The sequence below is a fragment of the Paenibacillus sp. J22P51 genome (assembly GCF_059692215.1).
The window spans coordinates 954,201-972,041 of sequence record NZ_JCAUAZ010000001.1; the positions used below are offsets into that span (position 1 = coordinate 954,201).

16 protein-coding genes are annotated in these 17,841 nt (G+C 42.8%); 1 reads left to right on the forward strand and 15 read right to left on the reverse strand.

The annotated features are described in order from the left end of the window. Positions 1-22: 22 nt before the first annotated feature. From AC58QC_RS03690 to AC58QC_RS03735, 10 genes are all read right to left on the reverse strand, one after another. Entirely contained in the window at positions 23-1,153 is a 1,131-nt protein-coding gene (locus AC58QC_RS03690; RefSeq protein ID WP_497413841.1) for an SGNH/GDSL hydrolase family protein, read from the reverse strand. Next, positions 1,150-2,250, reverse strand: coding sequence for an enolase C-terminal domain-like protein (locus tag AC58QC_RS03695; protein ID WP_497413842.1), 1,101 nt, complete (start codon positions 2,248-2,250; stop codon positions 1,150-1,152). The genes AC58QC_RS03690 and AC58QC_RS03695 overlap by 4 nt, the downstream gene beginning before the upstream one ends. A gap of 15 nt (positions 2,251-2,265) precedes the next feature. Further along, complete coding sequence (locus AC58QC_RS03700; RefSeq protein WP_497413843.1) at positions 2,266-3,012, reverse strand: SDR family NAD(P)-dependent oxidoreductase; 747 nt, start codon at positions 3,010-3,012, stop codon at positions 2,266-2,268. 69 nt (positions 3,013-3,081) lie between these two features. Continuing rightward, positions 3,082-3,390 (reverse strand): L-rhamnose mutarotase, encoded by a 309-nt coding sequence (locus AC58QC_RS03705; protein WP_497413844.1) that lies wholly within the window; start codon positions 3,388-3,390, stop codon positions 3,082-3,084. Between the two features lie 298 nt (positions 3,391-3,688). Then, on the reverse strand, positions 3,689-5,311 hold the full coding sequence (locus AC58QC_RS03710; protein WP_497413845.1) for a type 2 periplasmic-binding domain-containing protein: 1,623 nt from the start codon (positions 5,309-5,311) through the stop codon (positions 3,689-3,691). A gap of 60 nt (positions 5,312-5,371) precedes the next feature. After that, positions 5,372-6,268: a carbohydrate ABC transporter permease gene (locus tag AC58QC_RS03715; RefSeq protein ID WP_497413846.1), complete on the reverse strand. Its 897-nt coding sequence runs from the start codon at positions 6,266-6,268 to the stop codon at positions 5,372-5,374. 24 nt (positions 6,269-6,292) lie between these two features. Next, a complete protein-coding gene (locus tag AC58QC_RS03720) occupies positions 6,293-7,258 on the reverse strand; it encodes an ABC transporter permease (protein ID WP_497413847.1) in 966 nt (321 codons plus the stop codon). Positions 7,259-7,409: 151 nt separating this feature from the next. Continuing rightward, a complete protein-coding gene (locus AC58QC_RS03725; RefSeq protein ID WP_497413848.1) occupies positions 7,410-9,014 on the reverse strand; it encodes a type 2 periplasmic-binding domain-containing protein in 1,605 nt (534 codons plus the stop codon). A gap of 37 nt (positions 9,015-9,051) precedes the next feature. Further along, positions 9,052-10,707 carry a response regulator transcription factor gene (locus AC58QC_RS03730; RefSeq protein WP_497413849.1) on the reverse strand — a complete coding sequence of 552 codons (1,656 nt, stop codon included), beginning with the start codon at positions 10,705-10,707 and terminating at the stop codon, positions 9,052-9,054. After that, positions 10,704-12,485 carry a cache domain-containing sensor histidine kinase gene (locus tag AC58QC_RS03735; protein ID WP_497413850.1) on the reverse strand — a complete coding sequence of 594 codons (1,782 nt, stop codon included), beginning with the start codon at positions 12,483-12,485 and terminating at the stop codon, positions 10,704-10,706. Before AC58QC_RS03735 ends, AC58QC_RS03730 begins: the two co-directional genes overlap by 4 nt. Before the next feature lie 239 nt (positions 12,486-12,724). On the opposite strand from AC58QC_RS03735, the gene AC58QC_RS03740 reads away from it, so the two are divergent. Next, positions 12,725-13,612 carry a LysR family transcriptional regulator gene (locus AC58QC_RS03740; RefSeq protein ID WP_497413851.1) on the forward strand — a complete coding sequence of 296 codons (888 nt, stop codon included), beginning with the start codon at positions 12,725-12,727 and terminating at the stop codon, positions 13,610-13,612. A gap of 202 nt (positions 13,613-13,814) precedes the next feature. On the opposite strand, the gene AC58QC_RS03745 is transcribed toward AC58QC_RS03740, so the two are convergent. The 5 genes from AC58QC_RS03745 to AC58QC_RS03765 form a co-directional block, all read right to left on the reverse strand. Continuing rightward, positions 13,815-14,156, reverse strand: coding sequence for a glycosyl hydrolase-related protein (locus AC58QC_RS03745; protein WP_497413852.1), 342 nt, complete (start codon positions 14,154-14,156; stop codon positions 13,815-13,817). Then, positions 14,153-14,470, reverse strand: a complete 318-nt coding sequence (locus AC58QC_RS03750) for an HAD family hydrolase (RefSeq protein ID WP_497413853.1) — start codon at positions 14,468-14,470, stop codon at positions 14,153-14,155. The genes AC58QC_RS03745 and AC58QC_RS03750 overlap by 4 nt, the downstream gene beginning before the upstream one ends. A gap of 183 nt (positions 14,471-14,653) precedes the next feature. Next, positions 14,654-15,571: an NAD-dependent epimerase/dehydratase family protein gene (locus AC58QC_RS03755; RefSeq protein ID WP_497413854.1), complete on the reverse strand. Its 918-nt coding sequence runs from the start codon at positions 15,569-15,571 to the stop codon at positions 14,654-14,656. 70 nt (positions 15,572-15,641) lie between these two features. Further along, complete coding sequence (locus AC58QC_RS03760) at positions 15,642-16,613, reverse strand: aldo/keto reductase (RefSeq protein ID WP_497413855.1); 972 nt, start codon at positions 16,611-16,613, stop codon at positions 15,642-15,644. 42 nt (positions 16,614-16,655) lie between these two features. Further along, a complete protein-coding gene (locus AC58QC_RS03765; RefSeq protein ID WP_497413856.1) occupies positions 16,656-17,801 on the reverse strand; it encodes an enolase C-terminal domain-like protein in 1,146 nt (381 codons plus the stop codon). Positions 17,802-17,841: the final 40 nt, after the last annotated feature.

Below are 17,841 nucleotides of genomic sequence, written 5' to 3' on the forward strand. Positions count from 1 at the left end.
GATAATATCGGCAGGCTTAACTCTATTCATTCACTAGCAGCTTCAACAATCGAATCGCATGCCCACTGCTCGATTCATGCTTCTCACTGAAGATGCGTATGATTACGGTATGTGTGCAACGATCCAGATGGGTGGAAAACATGACCATGATTGGTCGATAAAACATTAAGCAGTATCGATCAAAAAGCAGTATGGCTCGAAAAGCTCCGCCATCAAGTGAAACCTCAATGTCTCCAGTATCCAAACCGGCCAGCAAGGAGATGCCGACTGCCGTTCCGGTAAAGCTGAATTGAAACTCATCCCCGGGTGACTCCCCAAAAAAGATGTCTGCAGTTGGCGCCCAGTTGAAGAGTTTCTCGGTTGTCCAGCCTTCAATCATTCGCCAATTGGAACTCGTATGAGCTATTAAAGGTGACAATTGCTTTCCATTCTCATAACAAAGCGAATCTAGTGGCGAAGGGAGTGCAAGAGGCTCTTCAGACTTCTCATTGTACGGGATTAGCTCTTTTTCCAAGAAATCTTCCATCACACTTGCATACAAACCATAACCGAAATCATTCGGATGCACGTCATCACCGCTAATATCTTCCCATTTTAGATCCCCCGAGATGATCTTGTTATACATGGCACCGGCAATGTTAACGGAAGGAAGTCGATAATAATCAGCGACTTCCTCGTGGTTATAAATATTGTCCTGCAGCCTGCGATTTGCCGAATAGCTTTCGGAGCCCGATCGGCGTGCGGTATAAATAAAACAAATGTCGATTTGCGGATTGCTTCGCTTGGCATGACGAACAATGCCTTCCATCGCCCGAATGGATTCGGTGCGATTTCCAGCATCATTAACGGCAAACTCGACGAATAGGAGATCGACATCACCGCGGTCGAGTACATGCTCTTCTAAACGAAACGCCCCATAAGTAGAATTAGTTCCTCCAATGGCTGCGTTGATGAACTTGAACGCCACTTCGGGGAAGCGGCGCTCTAAATATCGATATGTCAGTGCACGGTAGCTTGTGGATTCTGAATCAGAAGCCCCCTCTCCCGCTGTAACCGATCCTCCTATGAAAGCGACTGTCGCTTGATGTCCTATAGTTAATTTATTGGCAACCTGCCTTAATCCATTACGGGTAGAATAATCTGTTTTCCTCATAAGAAATCCAATACCGAAAACGTAGCGTATGCCTCTTTCTCAACCTTTTCGATATCAATATGGCCCGACAATCCCGGCTTCTTAGACACATGTACGAATCCGTTCGCATCAACTTCTGGAGTGTCAGTAATTGGATTGCCCCATATGAAAGCTTCATACATGGATGTGTTTCTGATTGCTGCGATCATCTGCATACACAATTCTCCGCCGCCATGTACTTCCGCTCGAAGATTAAAGGATTCGGCCATGTGGGCAATTTTCATAGCTCCCGTGACGCCGCCTTTTAACCCGGGACTTACCCGAACCATATCGCCTTTACCAAAATGCACGAAATCAGCCGAATTATAGAAGCTTCCAGGTGAAGTCTCTGCAACGAGAAGCGGTATGGACAATTTATCTGCCAGCTTGCTATACGCATAAATGCTATACTCGCGCATCGGCTCCTCATACCAATAATAATCTGCCTCTTCCAACGCTTTGCCGAGGTATAACGCATCATGGTAATCAAATCCGGCCGAGCCGTCATACATCAATTTGAGATCTTTGCCTACCTTCGCCCGCAGTGCTTGGCACAGCTCAGCATCCCTACGCGCATCACCCCACGCATGCAGCTTGATCCCTTTATAGCCTCTTTCCAAACATTGATCAGCGATATCCATAAATTCTTCAAGGGTGTTGTAAGTGGCTGTACTGGCATAAGCTTCCGCTTTTTCCCGGAACCCTCCGAGAAGCTGGTACAAAGGCAGTTGTGCTTTTTTGGACGTAATGTCCCACAGGGCTATATCAACAAGTCCGAAGAATTGCAGCGGTAAATAATCAAGACGGTCGATCTCCCAAATTTTATGATACAGCAGTTCTTTTTGCAGAGGGTCCGCTCCGATTAACAAATCTTTGAAATACTTTTTTGCAATATAAACTAGATAATCCGCGTTGCTGTAGGTAGCATAGCCATCAATGCCTTCATCCGTCATGATTCGAAGAACAGCATTGCTTGTATTGCCATACACCTCAGGTCCCGCTAAACCATCACGCCATCTGAATCTATTGGTATCTTTCTTTTGTTCGCGCAGGTAAATTTTAACGTCAGTAATTTTCATATTCCATGTCCCCCATTATCTTAATTGGCTGCCGCCATCTGCTACGAGACACGTGCCTGTAATAATTGATGCTTCAGGTCTTAAAAGTAGAGAAACAACACCAGCAATTTGCTCGGATGTTTGAACTCCCCCTCCTTCGATGCTTCTCTCTAACTTCCGCAAGGTTTCTTCGGAATTCACACCCGCTACTTCTCGAAACAAAGGAGTGTCTACAGCAGCTGGAAGAACCGCGTTCACGCGAATTCTATCCTTAAGCCATTCCTTGGCGAGCACTCGGGTCAGGTAATTTACTCCAGCTTTGGATATGCCGTAGGTTGCGTTCCCTTCGGCAAGATTGTGAGCCTGAATGGATGATATGTTTACCACATTGCCACTATTGACCTTCAACAGAGGATAGGCATGTCGGCATAATAAGTAAACCCCTTTTAGATTTACATCCATTATGGCATCCCATAATTCTGGCTCGGTATCCGCCAACGGTTTAGCCTTGCTTATTGCAGCATTATTTACAAGAACATCCAATCTACCGTAGTTGGCTTCCCAATTCTGAAATAGTTGATTGAGAGCCTCTTCATTCGTTACATCAATCAACTGCTTGTAAGCGCGACCTGAGTTTATGGTTATCGACTCGACGACTTCATCGATAAGTGAAGAATTTCGGTCTGCGATGACGACTGTATATCCATCCTCAGCCAATCGTATCGAGATGGCTCTCCCAATGCCCGATGCGCCTCCGGTTACTAAAGCTACTCTTTCTGACATATTGAACCTCCTATTTGTTCACTACCGACATAGCTGGTGACAATCTATTTCACCAATAAAACTGGTTCTTCATTCAACTGTTAACTTATAGATTTCGGTTACATCCCTCCAATCCTCACTGAAGCAAGTTCCTACCAGCCTGTTCCACTCACTAATAATAGCCTCGTCGTACTTCCGGTCCTGCCTCTCCAATTCAGGATCTATTTCCTGTATCATAACCAAATCTGTACCTACACGGAATAATCGGATCAAGGTAAACCTTTCCCTTAGTCGCTGATCCATTTCTGCCGGCATATCTCGATGCAACAGTTCATATTGTTCTATCTGATCCGAATGCAGTTTGGCAATCTTAATCTCTGTTCTCCGGTTTGTTATCAACTTAATAATCCCCTTCTTTTTCGCATTTCTTAAATTTAGAAGTGTAGTTTCAGCTGCACTACTTTCGTCTCTTAAGGAATCATTTAAAAGATATTAATGGCAACTTCATCGTAGCAACCTACCTGTATTCGCGTAAATGAAAAAACTAATAATAAACAGAACAAATTAATAATTCATAAGAAAATGTACTCGCGTACACGAATTTCAAAAAGTAAAGGAGACCGCGTCTGACGGTCCCCCTACATTGTTTAGTTCCAAGATTTTGCAGTGTCTTGCCCCATACGTCATGCTGTTTCTATTATTGCCATTGCTTCAAATACAAACGATTTGCCGCTTCCGTCATGTCATTTCCAATTTCTTTCTTAGTTTGTTCAACATATTTGTCGTAATCTTCTAACGATTTAGCACCTGTTATCACTGCTGCGAACATTTGTTTGAACTCTGCAATCTTCGTGTTCACTTTAGGAGTCAAATCTTCGCCAGCTGGCGTTTTCAGAGGACCATTGACTTTCGTGAAATTCCATACGTTGTTCGTTTTCGAATAGAGTCCCGACGCATCTTCGGCGTATTTTTTGATATTGTCGCCGTAAATCTTAGGGAACAATGTCTTTGTAAAGTCCCAATTCTCTCCAGCTGGCATAAGCATGTTGAAACCTTCTTTTAAGAAAGCATCAGCATTATTCAGTTCCTTCTTGATCGTAGGTACACCATCAACCATATCATACGTTTTTCCTGCAATTCCGCGGGCTACCATCATTTGAAGTTCGTTGTCTGTTCTGAGCTTGTCTACAACGCCCATAGCAGCGTGCAATTTATCCGGATCTTTCTCTAATTGCTTACCGAAGATCAAAGGTTGAGCCAAAATAAGTTCATAGGTTCCAAGAGCCGGCTTCGTATCAGGTTTGGATTTCGGGAAAGCAACCCATTCCATTTTAGCCTGTGGGTTTTTAGTTGTCGCTTGTTCCCAAATGGAGCCTGGATCGAACGGCGCTGCAATTTTGTTGTTTAAGGCTGCATATTGATAGATAACCGTATTCCCATTAATCCATTCATTATTGAGCGCAGCGTTGTCCATCGTTACAAATTCCGGATTGATATAGCCTGCTTTATACCACTTGTTTGCTGTTGCCATTGCTTCACGCATTTCGGGCATAAAGAAGGAATATTCCATCTTGCCATTCTTAATTTGCCACGTATCGAAATTCACACCGTATGCCGCAAGTAAGAAGTACAACGTTTGTTGCATCGCATCTTTGCCTCTGGCAGTTACCGGATACTTGTTTGGATACTTTTGCTTGAAGGCTTTAAAGAAGGCTTCCCAGTCATCCACGGTCACCGGTGTTTTTAAACCCAGTTCATCAAGGATATCTTTACGGACCACAAGCCCGTAAGGATAGGTAGATGATTGTTGGCCAGCAAAGAAGCCCGCGATTTTGCCATCTACCGTAAAGCGACTAAAGACTTGTTCTTTGGTCAAACCAGCTGCCTGATATTGTTTTAGTGCAAGCGCATACAAATTTGGCATGTATTTCTTAAGATCGTCTTCCGTGTATTTAGCGGATGCATTCTTCAACATTTCTGGATCCCAACTTGCAAAGATATCCGGTATTTCATTAGCAGCATAAAGCAGATTCATCTTCTGAGGGAAGTCTGCATCAGGCGCTCCTGTAATGGTCAGGTTTTGACCCAACTTTGCGACAATCGCTTTCATATTTTCTGAATCAGGGTTCGGCGTGAAACGACCCATAAACATTTTAATATCGTACTTTTTTGCTACTGCCGGTGTAGCTGCAGCTGTTGCTGCAGCTGAAGCTGCTGGTGAGCTAGTCGAGCTAGCCGAGTTGTCTTTGGCACACCCTGTCAATGCAGATGCAAGAAGTAAAGAAGAAAGTGATGCAGCAACTACTGTTTTTTTAGCCATTTAAGAACCCTCCTGTTTTTGTGAAAAATTATATATATAAAGGTTTACACCGATATACCATTATCCTTTTACAGCACCAACCATAATGCCTTTAACGAAATATTTTTGCAGGAATGGATAAACGCATACGATCGGAATGATGACAGCCATGAGAATCGCAGATTTAACGGATTCAGGCGAATACTGCTGCCCCTGCATTTGCAACTCAGTCATGTTTGTTAGATTTTGTGCACCTAACATATCATTGGCATTAATCAGCACTTCTCGAAGTACCACTTGCAAAATTCTGATGTTTCCGCCAGTCGTATACATGATCGCATCGAACCAGGCATTCCAATGAGCAACCATCGTCCAAAGCGTAACTGTCGCAATGACGGGTGCGGATAACGGGACGACGATACGGAAGAAGATCAACAAATCATTGGCTCCGTCTATTCGAGCGCTCTCTTCCAATTCTTCTGGTATGGAGTAGAAGAAATTTCGCAGAATGATGATGTTCCACGCGGTGACTAACCCAGGCAATACCAAGGCCCAAATCGTATTAAATAAATGGAGGTTGCGAATTAGAAGATAAGTCGGTATGAGACCTCCGCCAAAAAACATCGTAAACACGACAATCCACATCCAAAACTTGCGTCCCCATAATTGCGGCTTGGACAGCGGATAAGCAAGCATTGCGCTTACAACGACCGTCAAGAACGTACCTAATACCGTCCGGTATATCGTCCAATAATATGCCTTTAATATCGTTCCATCGAGAAAAATTCGCTTGTAAGAATCAAAAGTCGGATGGCTTGTAAAAAGATGCAACCCGATAACTCTCGCTTCATCTGGCTTGCTAAACGAAATGACGACTTGCTGCCAGAACGGATACACGATGGTGAGACACAAGAACAACAACAAAGAAATATTAATAATATTAAACGACTTTTCCGCTAACGTATGTTTAGATTTCATGCCTTTCCCCTTCTTTCTTTCGCATCACCAGATCGAATGATCCGTAAATTTTCGCACGATCCAGTTCGTGGAAACAATCAGTATCAGAGCAACTACCCCTTTGCAAAGCCCAACAGCGGTTGCGAAGCTAAATTGGAAGCCTTCAAGACCGATCCGGTACACATAGGTATCGATGATATCAGACACTCCGAAAACAAGCGGATTGTATAAACTCAAGACTTGATCAAAACCGGCATCCAACACACTTCCTAGCCGTAATATGAACATGATGCTTATGATAGGCAGAAGACTCGGAAGCGTAATGTATAATAGTTGTTTGAAGCGGCCTGCGCCATCGATTTTGGCCACTTCGTATAACTCGGCGTTAATCCCTACAATGGCTGCCAAGAAAATAACACTTGAAAAACCAACTTCTTTCCAAATATCCGAACCGATCAAAATGGCTATAAATGGACCCGGCTGTGTAAGTAATACTTCTGTCTTCCATCCAAACAAGTGGTAAATAAAACCATAAATACCGTAACTAGGAGAAAACAACTGGAATACAATTCCGGAAACGACTACCCAAGACAAGAAATGCGGCAGATAGGATATCGTTTGAACAAATCGTTTCATCCCGCTCGACATAACCTCGTTGAGCATAAGTGCAAATATAATAGGAAAAGGAAATCCGATCACAATTTTTAATGCGCTGATCCGTAACGTATTGTATATGACCTGCGTTATGCTCGGTTGATCAAAGATCGGTTTAAAATGTTTAAATCCTACCCACGGGCTGCCTGTGATCCCATCTATCGGATTAAAATCCTTAAAGGCGAGTAGAATTCCGTACATGGGGCCATACTTAAAAATGATAAAGTATACCAATCCAGGCAGCATGAGAAGAAACAAATATTTTTGTTTCATTATTGTTCTTAGTGTTTGTTTAACTTTGCTTTTCGATTGGCTTCGAGTTCGTTCCTTAGTTCCTGTTATCACAGCTTGATTCATAGGCTGACCTCCTGATTTCTATAGTTAAATTGTATAAGTTGAGCGAATATATGTGAATGAAGAAACTGCACAAATACTGAACTAATTATGAGTGAAACAAAAAAACACAAGAAAATGAGCGCCTCATTTCCTTGTGTTTTTTCTTACTATTTTATTTTAACCATTGCTTTAGGTAGAGACGGTTTGCCGCTTCCGTCATCTCATTGCCTACTTCTTTCTTATACTGCTCAATGAACTTATCGAAATCGGCAAGCGTCTTGGTTCCGATAACTACCTCTGCAAACATCCGGTTATATTCTTCGAATTTGGTTTTCCCTTTCGTATCTAGATTTTCACCAGACGGTGAAAGCAATGGACCGTTAACACGGCTGAAGGCCCACTCATTATTCGCCTTTGAATAGAGTCCACTTGCATCTTCCGCATATTTATTAATATTATCGAGAACGTACTTCGGGCTAAGCGATTTTTGAATATCCCAGTTAACACCGCCTGGTACGCTCCAACCGAACCCTTCTTTAGTTCTTGCGTCATTGTTATTAAATTCTTTCTTCACAACTGGCAAGCCATCCACGAGATCATACGTTTTACCTTGGATACCATAGCTCAACAGCATAACCAAATCTTTATCATTCAGGATTTGATCTATTGCGCTCATGGCGGCGTGCAGTTTATCTGGATCTTTCTCCAAATGTTTGCCGAATGCAAGCGGTGCGTATAGAACACCTTCATGCGTATCCAAGGCAGGTTTAATGTTATCCTTCGTTTTCGGGAACGGAATCCAATCCAATTTAGCTTGAGGATTTTTGGCAAGCTGCTGTTCAAAGATCGAGCCAGGATCGAATGGTTGCTGAATTTTAGTACCCAAATAAGCAAATTGATAATATACGGTATTTCCATTGATCCACTCATTGTTAAGCGTGTTACTATCCATCGTGATCCATTCCGGATTGATATAGCCGGCTTTGTACCACTTGTTTAGCGTTGTCAGTGCATCCCGCATCTCTTGCATAAACGGAGGATACACCAACTTGCCATCTTTTAATTGCCAATTATTATAAGTTATTCCGTAAGAAGCGAGTACGGGATAGAATGACTGTGTAATAACATCTCTACCTCTAGCACTGATTGGATACTTGTTCGGATATTTCTGCTTGTAAACGTTAAGAAACGCTTCCCAATCGCTCAATGTTTGCGGTGTTTTCAAACTAAATTCGTCAAGTAAGTCTTTGCGAATGACAAGACCATAAGGATAAGTGCTGAAGGTTTGCCCTATAAACACACCGGCCAATTTACCACCCACTGTGAAGCGTTTAAAGATGGATTCTTTCGTCTCACCGTAATCCTGATATTGCTTTAAGGCTATCGCATAGGATTGCGGCATGTAGGTTTTAAAATCTTCTTCCGTAAATTTAGCCGTGGCATTTTGCAAGATTTCATCGGTCCAGAAGACACTAAATACATCTGGAAGATCGTTGGAGGCATAATACAAATTCATCTTCTCGTCATAGTTTACATCAGGTACAGCCGTAATAATCAAATTCTGCCCAAGCTTTGCTTGTACTTGTTTCATTACTTCCGAATCTGGATTCGGTTGAATACGGGTCGAAAACACTCTAATGTCGTATTTCTTCTGTTCAACTGGTTTAATACTTTCGGCTACGTTCTTAAGTGATGAAGATGATGATCCGCATCCAATCAAGGCCACTGTGACAAGCAGTGTTGAAAGGATTGCTGCGATCTTGCTTTTGTTTACCATTTTAATGCACCTCCAATCTCCAATTTCAACTAACTCCTTACGAATATTTACCTGATAAAAAATCCTTTGGATTCAAGCCTACGAATTTCTTAAACATGCGGCTAAAATACTCTGTACTTGCGTAACCTACCTGTTCAGCTACTTCATAAACTTTAAGTTTTCCCTCAGTGAGTAACTCCTTGGCACGCTCGATGCGAAAGTTATTCAAGTAATCATTAAAACTAATGTTAAGCTCCTGCTGTACCAACCTTCCTAAATAAGGGCTGCTCACACCTAATTGTTCTGCTGCGGATTGCAAGGTGATTTCTTCCTTGAAATTGTTCTGTACATACTTAATTAATTGACGGACATGACTATTACCCGTTTCCATACTTTTAGCTATTTGCATAATAATTCCATTTAACCGACGATTCAACTCCGGTACAGCTTCACGGTCATAAATAACTTCATTAAAGCTGTCCAGATTAGGTCCGCATACGGCTTTAAGCCCATTTTGCTCGATAAAATCCATAAGCACAAACGAGTACTTTTCGTACAACCGAAGCACCTCATTGAAGTTGCTGGGTCCGATTTCCTCTTGCTTGACATACAAGGAGCTTAACGTCCGCTCCATTAACTGCGGGTGAAAGGCAGACAACGCATTGCGCAGCAGATCAACACGTTCATTGCTGTTTTTTAAGGAGAGCGTCGTACTTCCCAAGCGTAGAATGTCTTGATCCGTTATTAATTTCCCCTTGCCAAGTATAAAGCGGTATTGACACACTTTCATCGCTTCAAGATACAAAGTCGAGATCGCCTTGGTTGACAACTGCTCCGAGCTTAACCCTCCAGAAATTCGAACGCGAAGATAACGATCCAACGCTTGTGAGCACCTTTCGAATATAACGCTCCATTCCTCGCTCCATTCCTGTTCTACATCGGGGATACTCCTAATAATCACGAAATCTCCCGAACCATTGTAGAACAAGTCAGCCCCATCGACCGAATCCAAAATTTCGCCCATCACGTTGATGATCGCGAAGGATAATAAATGCTCATCACCTTTCCACCGCAATTCGAGTAACTTTTGATAGTAATCGACGGACACATAGAGCACCTCATGTCGCCCTGCAAGGTAACGAATATTTAGATACTCCTTTTTTCGCATAAGAAACTGGTCCTCTGACAAATAACCGAGACAAAGCTCCCGGAACATCTGGTCCTTAATATGCCTACGGTTTACATACAGCTCATGACTGGATTCCTCATGGTTTGGAATAGTAGAATCCAACTTCGCATCCCACGACTTTACTCTTCTTGTAATTTCTCGTTCTTGATCAAGCTGTTCGGCAAGTGTACCAAGAAGTTCCGTAAGAAAAGAAGGATCAAGCTCCGTTTTAAGAATGTATTCCGAGGCGCCAAGGCGCATGGCTTCACGAACCAACTGGAATTCGTTATAGGAGCTAAGTACGATGGATTTATGATCAATGCCAAGCATTCGAATATCGCGAATTAATGCCAATCCATCCATGACGGGCATCTTGATATCGGTAATCAAGATATCAACGCCTCCCCATGCCTTGATAGCTTCCAATGCTTCTGCCCCATTAGATGCTTTGGCGACGACCTTAAAGCCAAGTTGCTCCCATTTGATTAGGCGATCTAGCGACTCCACGACCATCAGATTGTCGTCTGCAATAATAACCTTTTTCATGAAGGATCCACCTCTTTCTCCTTACGCGCCGGAAGTCGTATGACGGCCACCGTACCGATTCCTATACTGCTATCTAAATGAACGCCATATGACTCGCCATAATACAATTTGAGCCTTTGGTCTACATTCTTGATCCCGATTCTGTTCAGACGGCGACTGATGTCTCCGCCACCATTCATAATTTCTTCGATTTTCTCCTTAGTCATCCCCACACCATTATCTCGCAGGGATAGAATGAAGTCCTCTCCCTCTAATTGAATTGAAATCGTTAAAGTCGGTTGATTTATGCTTTTACTGAAACCATGAAAAATCGCGTTTTCAACTAATGGTTGTAGTAGCAGATTCGGAATCAAATAGTCCATATACGCTTTTTCTATTTCATAATTGACAGTCAAGTGTGTCATGTATTGCATGCGTTCGATTCGAATGAAATCTTCTAAGTTCAAAATTTCCTTACGGATGCTAATTAGCCGAGATGAGCTGCCTAGCGTTCTTTGGAACAATCGACCAAGCACAAGCAGAACTTCTGCTATTTTGTCAGCTCCCTCTGCGAGCGCATACATCCTAACTGAGCCAATCGTATTATTAACGAAGTGAGGATTGATTTGATATTGGAGCATTTGAAATTCAATTTCTCCGCGTCGCTTCTCTTCCTCCAAAAGTCTGTTAACCGTTTCCTTTAATCGGATGACCATGAAGTTAAACGACTTGGACAATAGGTTAAATTCATTATCAAATTGCTTCTCGATTCGAACATCGAAATTACCCGATTGCATGATTTTCATGGCTCCAACCAAGGTTCGGACAGGCTCGGAGAACCGTCTAGCCAACATCCAGGAGACAAGCAGCAAGATGATAAACAAGATGGAACTAAACAGAATCGTTGATTTCGCTATCCATCCAATGTTGCCCGTGAAGAAAGCTTCCGGCACCATTTGCACGACTTGTAAATCCCATTGGGGAAGCTTGTAGTAACCAATGATCACTTTCTGCCCATTTATCGATGAAGTAAAACTCCCAGTTAATAAATCAGACGGAACGTTCGTAATTCCTTCATCAGATAAACGACCACCCATTTTTTGTTTTTCCGTATGTGAAAGTATTTTACCGCTGCCATTTGAGATCATGACCGTGCCAGCGCCGCTTTTTTTTACATTACTAAAAATATCAGAAAAATTCTTTTCTTCAACAAACAGATAAACCCCTGCGTTGTATGCTTCTTTCACTTGGTAATTATAATCGTATAACCGCCTTCCAAATACATAGTAATCATATTTATTACCGGTTTCGCTCTTTACAATTTGTATGTTGTGCAACTGAATGCTGCCTTCGTGTTCCATGTCGGTTTGGTACATTTCACTCTTTCCAAGTTCCTTTAGAACATCGTTTTCCGATGTATTATACGCATATACCAACTGATTATTTTTATAAAATACGATCGGTCCAACCGGTTCACTCTTATAAAATAGCGATCCCATGATATTATCCATGTTAAAATACGCGTCCATCGTTTCCACTTTCGACTTGTCAAAACTGTTCTGAAACAAAATCGTTCGGAGGTCTTTCGATGTAACCATAAAATCCATTGATTTCTTGTACAACTGCATCTGGAAATCAAGATTTTTGCCCATTTGCTCCAGAGCAGCTTGCATACCTTGGCCTGCGTTCTCCCGAGCAGCATTAACAGATACCAGATAGGAATAGGACCCCAATGCGATAACCGGTAATAGCGTCATTATGATAAATAATAGCAACAGCTTAGATTGAAACGTTCTCATTTTTGTCCCCCTATATGTTCAAATGGAATCGTTATTATTATTTTTCTTAAATATACGAAGCCGCTAAAAGGGGTACCATTAAATTAATTCTACACCAGACGCCCATCCTCAATGAACGCGGTCAGCTTAGTTCCCATTGAGTTTTGAGTTTAATAATATCAGTGGTGGTTAATACTGTAAAATATATAATAAGCTATAATATATAGATTTTGATCTATATATTAGGAGGGTAAAATACTTTGGAGCTACTTCAATTGCAATACTTTCTTACGACTGCAAAACTAGAACAAATTACGAAAGCTGCGAAAATATTAAACGTCACCCAGCCTTCGCTGAGCATAACAATCGCCAGACTGGAAGATCATATTGGCGTTCCGCTATTCGACAGACTAGGCCGCAATATACGACTGAACGCATATGGCAAAGTGCTTCTTAGGCGAGTAGAAAATGCCTTTCATGAACTAGAAGAAGCGCAACGGGAAATCCGAGATATGTCAGGACTGGACCTTGGAAGCATAACGATTGCTGTCTCACTTACAAACCTATTACCGGAAATGCTTGGAGACTTTTTGGAGCTTTATCCGAATGTGCACTTTCGTCAAGTGGTTGAACCAACATCTGTTATGAAGCAGTTGCTTGAAAACGGGGACATCGACATGTGTATCACTTATGCGCAAATAGAAGATCCTGATATCGAGTGGAGGGCATTACGAACAGAAAAGATCCATTTGCTCGTACCAGATCAACATCATTTAGCCCTACGTGAATGTGTTTCATTAAAGGAGTTAAAAGATGAATCATTCATTGGATTACGATCGGGTTTTTGGTTCCGTAAATTAACGGATAGAATGTGTATGAAAGCCGCAGGATTTACACCTCATACGAAAATTGAAGTGGATGAGGTGGATGCGGTTCTATTGCTGTTAAAAAAAGGGCTTGGCATTACATTTGCCCCAGATTTGGCTTGGAGATCTAGAATGAACTTAAAACAGAACAAACTCAAAATAACCGATCTCGAGGACAACATCACGTTAGGACTAGCCTGGTCAAGGAAGCACTACTTGTCGTATGCAGCTGAGAAGTTTCACGAGTTTGTTCTAGACTACTTCGATAAATTTCGGGGGTAAGCAGAAAAAAGCGTGAGATTCAAGGAATGATGAATTCCCTTTCAATTATCGAGCTCAAATAGCCCTACGATTTCTCGTAGGGCCAGTAACCATTACTGCATTTTCAATCCCAATCTAATGAACCAACCTACCATCCCGAAACCTTACAACCCGCTACGCCTACTCTGCAACCTGCCTATCATGCGTGATCATACGATCCAAGTTATCCTTTCAGATTGACGTGAATATGCTGCATTTGTTTGGCTTCCATTTTTATGGTAAAAAATCCCTCATCAATACTGGATATCTCCGATTGAATCTCTTCCAATACATTCGTTCTGTATGCCGTTTCGATCATTCGGTTTGGAAAGCGCAACGTCGTATTGACTTCTTGGTCAGAATGGTTGATAAGGCGTACTAGCACTCCCTTACCTTCCTCCATCTTCAAATCGAATATTTGAATGCAATCTTCACTTACTTCAACAAATTGACCCGCACTTTCTTCTTTACAATCGACGACAGGCGTTGCAAGTACGGATGAAACGGCTCGAGTTGCCGAGATCATTGTATCCACCGGGCCCAGAAGCTGACCCGATCTTCATACACCTTGATATGTCCAAGCATGCGACTGATCAACTCTGGCCTCAGTACATGTCTCTGATGCAGTTCCTCTGGGTGTCGCCAAACTTCACTTCCATTATTAATAATCAAGGGCAGATTTAATCCCAGCATTTCTGCCGTAGCCCTTACAGTTTGGATGGGACGACCCGTCGCCAGAATCACTTTTTTCCCCACACGCAGTGCGGCTTCAATAGATCTCAGAGTTTTCTCGGACACGCTCTTGTTATGGCCGATAACCAAAACTATGGTTTTCTGCACAAAAAAACACGATACCAAAATGGCTCGTGTTTAAATTTAGTCGGAGACTCATGGTTCGCTCGTAAAATGTATCAACAAGACCTTCCAAGAATGACCGTAGATCCAGTAGGATGACTCAGGATATATCGTAACGCGGTCTCAGACTTAGAACTAAACCAGATACCAAGATGTTGCGGAAGATCACTACACTCCCCACCATGAAAGATTGGCATAAGGGTAATATTTTTCATTGCCTTCTTTTAAAGCAGAATAAAATTCCGGAAAGTTATGTTTCGGCTGATATCCTAACTTTTGCTTTGCTTTTTCAATCGACCAATAGGTATAGCCCCATCTGCGCAAAAGTTCTTCTGAGTCTTCACCTTGCTGCGCGATCAGTTCGGCAAAGCCGGGGAAGTGCTCCTCCATGAGTATCAATGGTTCTTTGCGCCATCTCGTAAATTCATTCTCCGAAAAAGGAACCTCAGCCATAATGTTAAAGACTTCAAAATCAATGGTAGTATTCTCAAGCCCCAGTAGAAATGCCTGTGCCACATCGCGGTCATCAACCCCTCCCTTTAGCAATCGGAAGCCATAGGGTATAAAACTTTCTGGGACAAACATACCTAGACGGTAAGCAATTGTCTGAATACGATCCTTTCGGCTGTAAAATTGCGCAATTTGTTCACACAATACTTTACTTTCCCCGTAAAAATCACCAGCCATCAACGGCAGATTTTCCGTTACCTGTGCAAAACCATCCGGAATTTCACTAATACTTTGACCATAGACGCCCATTGTGCTGCACAATAAAACTTTGGACACCCCGCATTGCCTAGCCGCTTCATAGACATTAAAAGTCCCTTGTACATTCAGGTTCCAAAAATCATCCCTCGTATACTTGGAGAGGTGGATCCCATGTAAAGCAGCTGCATGTACAATTGCATCGACTCCATCGGCGGCCTTTAAAATGTCCGTTTTATTTGTTATATCCCCTTGAATAAAAGAATAGGGGGTATCCATGATGCGATAGTCCATCAGGATCGGCTCGTGCCCTCTCTCAATCAAAGCGGGAACAAGAACCCTGCCAAGATTTCCACCTGCGCCCGTTATAAGTACTTTCATATTGCACTTCCCTCCAATAAACATATAGAGCAGGTCAACAATATGTTGCCTGCTCTTCATATATTCCCATTTATCGCAATGCTTTTTGAATGATCTCGACTTCTTGCTTAGTGAGCGGTTGGCCTGTGGCTAGAGCGTTAGACTCCACCTGACGAGCGTTTTTAAACCCGGGAATTACACAGCAATTGGAAGATTGATCCAGTGAAAATTGTATGGCTGCGCGAATCAAATCTTGTACACTGCTGCCGAAGTGCTCTTTGATTGGCTGTAGCTTATTCCGGATTTCTAACAAACGCTCTTTCGAATAGGATTGATTCGTCGCTCTTACATCCCCTTCACCAAACTGAGGCGGATGTTCTGGATCGAATTTATCCAGCAGCAATCCTTGTGCAAGCGGCCCAAAAAGAACCATGCCTAAATTTTGCTGCTCCGCCCAACGGAATAGATTAGTTTCCGGTTGATCGAATTGGTTACCGAAAGCGTTATAGTGGAACTGCAGCACATCTGGACGAGTTATCGGGCATACCCGCATAAAGTCTGCATAACTGTAAGCCGATTGGCCGATAACGCGCACTTTGCCTTCTTTTTGAAGCTCGCGCATTGTGTCAGCCGCACTTTCAAGATATTGATCGTTTGGACCGAAATTGGCGTTATGAAAATAATAAATATCCAAGTAATCCGTACCCAAATTGGTTAATGTCTGCTCCAGCTGATGACGAATATGAACTGGCTGCATGGCATTAGGCGCTGTGCCCTTGAACCAGCCAACTTTAGAGGCAATGACGACAGAATCACGTGGAATCCCCTTCAAAAATCTCCCAATCACCCTCTCCGAGTGCCCATCTCCATACACATCGGCCGTATCCAAATGATTGATACCAAGCTCATGTGCTCGTCGTAATCCTGCAATAGATTCTTCATCATCGTTACCCGACCAACCGACGGGATTCCCGTCCCGCCAGGACGGGCCACCAATTGCCCAACAGCCAAGACTAACCTCGCTTACCCGTAAACCTGAACGCCCTAACATACGGTATTCCAAAAATATCGCCTCTTTCATCCTAGAAATTCAAGAATAATAGGTTTAGCAAACTATCCAACCGTGTTCACGAACCTTACTCTCATAGTTAGCTTCGTCAATATGTAATCCGAAACCGGGATCGGCTGGCAGCACTATTTTGCCATCCTTAATCGAATAGCCGGACGCATCAATTCCTGGAATTTCCGATTGATCCCATTCTACAAATGTAAATCCTTCGATAGCAGGATACACCTGGGCGGAAGCGAAGTTGCCATAGAAGCCACTGTAATTGTGCGGAGCCGATTTAACGCCGCTTTTGGCCAGTCTTCGGCTAAGCTTTAACCAGTTGACAATTCCATAGTCTTTCAAATCATACTGGATGGCATCAATCAAGCCCTGCTCCGCCCATTCAACGATAGGTCCGGCAGCCAGTCCCTCACCATCCGTAATCATAACATTCAGCTTCTGTTCGACCATCCATTCCTTCAAATTACGGTACAGCATCTCATCCTCATGGAAGGCTTCCTCGATCCAGAGCAGTTTAGACTGAGCCGTCTCTTTCAGTACATGCTTCGTCAGGTTCAAATTGTATCCGTTGTTGGCATCGATGGAGATATTGCAATCTGGGCCTACTACATCTCTGATCCCATTGACGATGGCAATATCTCTTCTCGTACCCTCCATCATATCCATATGCATGGCACCGCGGCCCACCTTGATTTTGAAGCCTCGGAAACCTTCATTATATCCCTGCATAGCTTCTTCTTGAAGCAAGCGAACCGCATCAATCTCAGAGCTTAGATGAAGGTCATCAAAATAAAGGGAAGTATCATAGCACGGAACACTAAGCGGAGATGTCCACTTTTTATTCGTCAGCAGCTCATATACCGGAATTTTTCTAACATTTCCAAGCCAATCGAATAGTGGAAACTGAATTTTCTGAAAGCCATCCTGAATCCATTGCTCCTCAGAGAAGATTTCATTAACAGTAGCCCCAATCAAAGCTTTAGCAGCTTCACGCGATATATTGGACCAGCCATAGCCTACAATTCCACCGATTGTGATTCGAAGCAACGTGAAGCTGACTTCTTTGCCATGTACACCCAGTCTAGCATTACAGCCCGCCGATCTCCGGCGTTCCCCCTTCATACGTACACTTTCGATTTTCTCAATTCGCCAGCTGCTCTCCAAGTCATTAAAGCTTGTCATGTTCTATTCCCCTTTGCCTATTTGAGTAGTTTCATGGGCT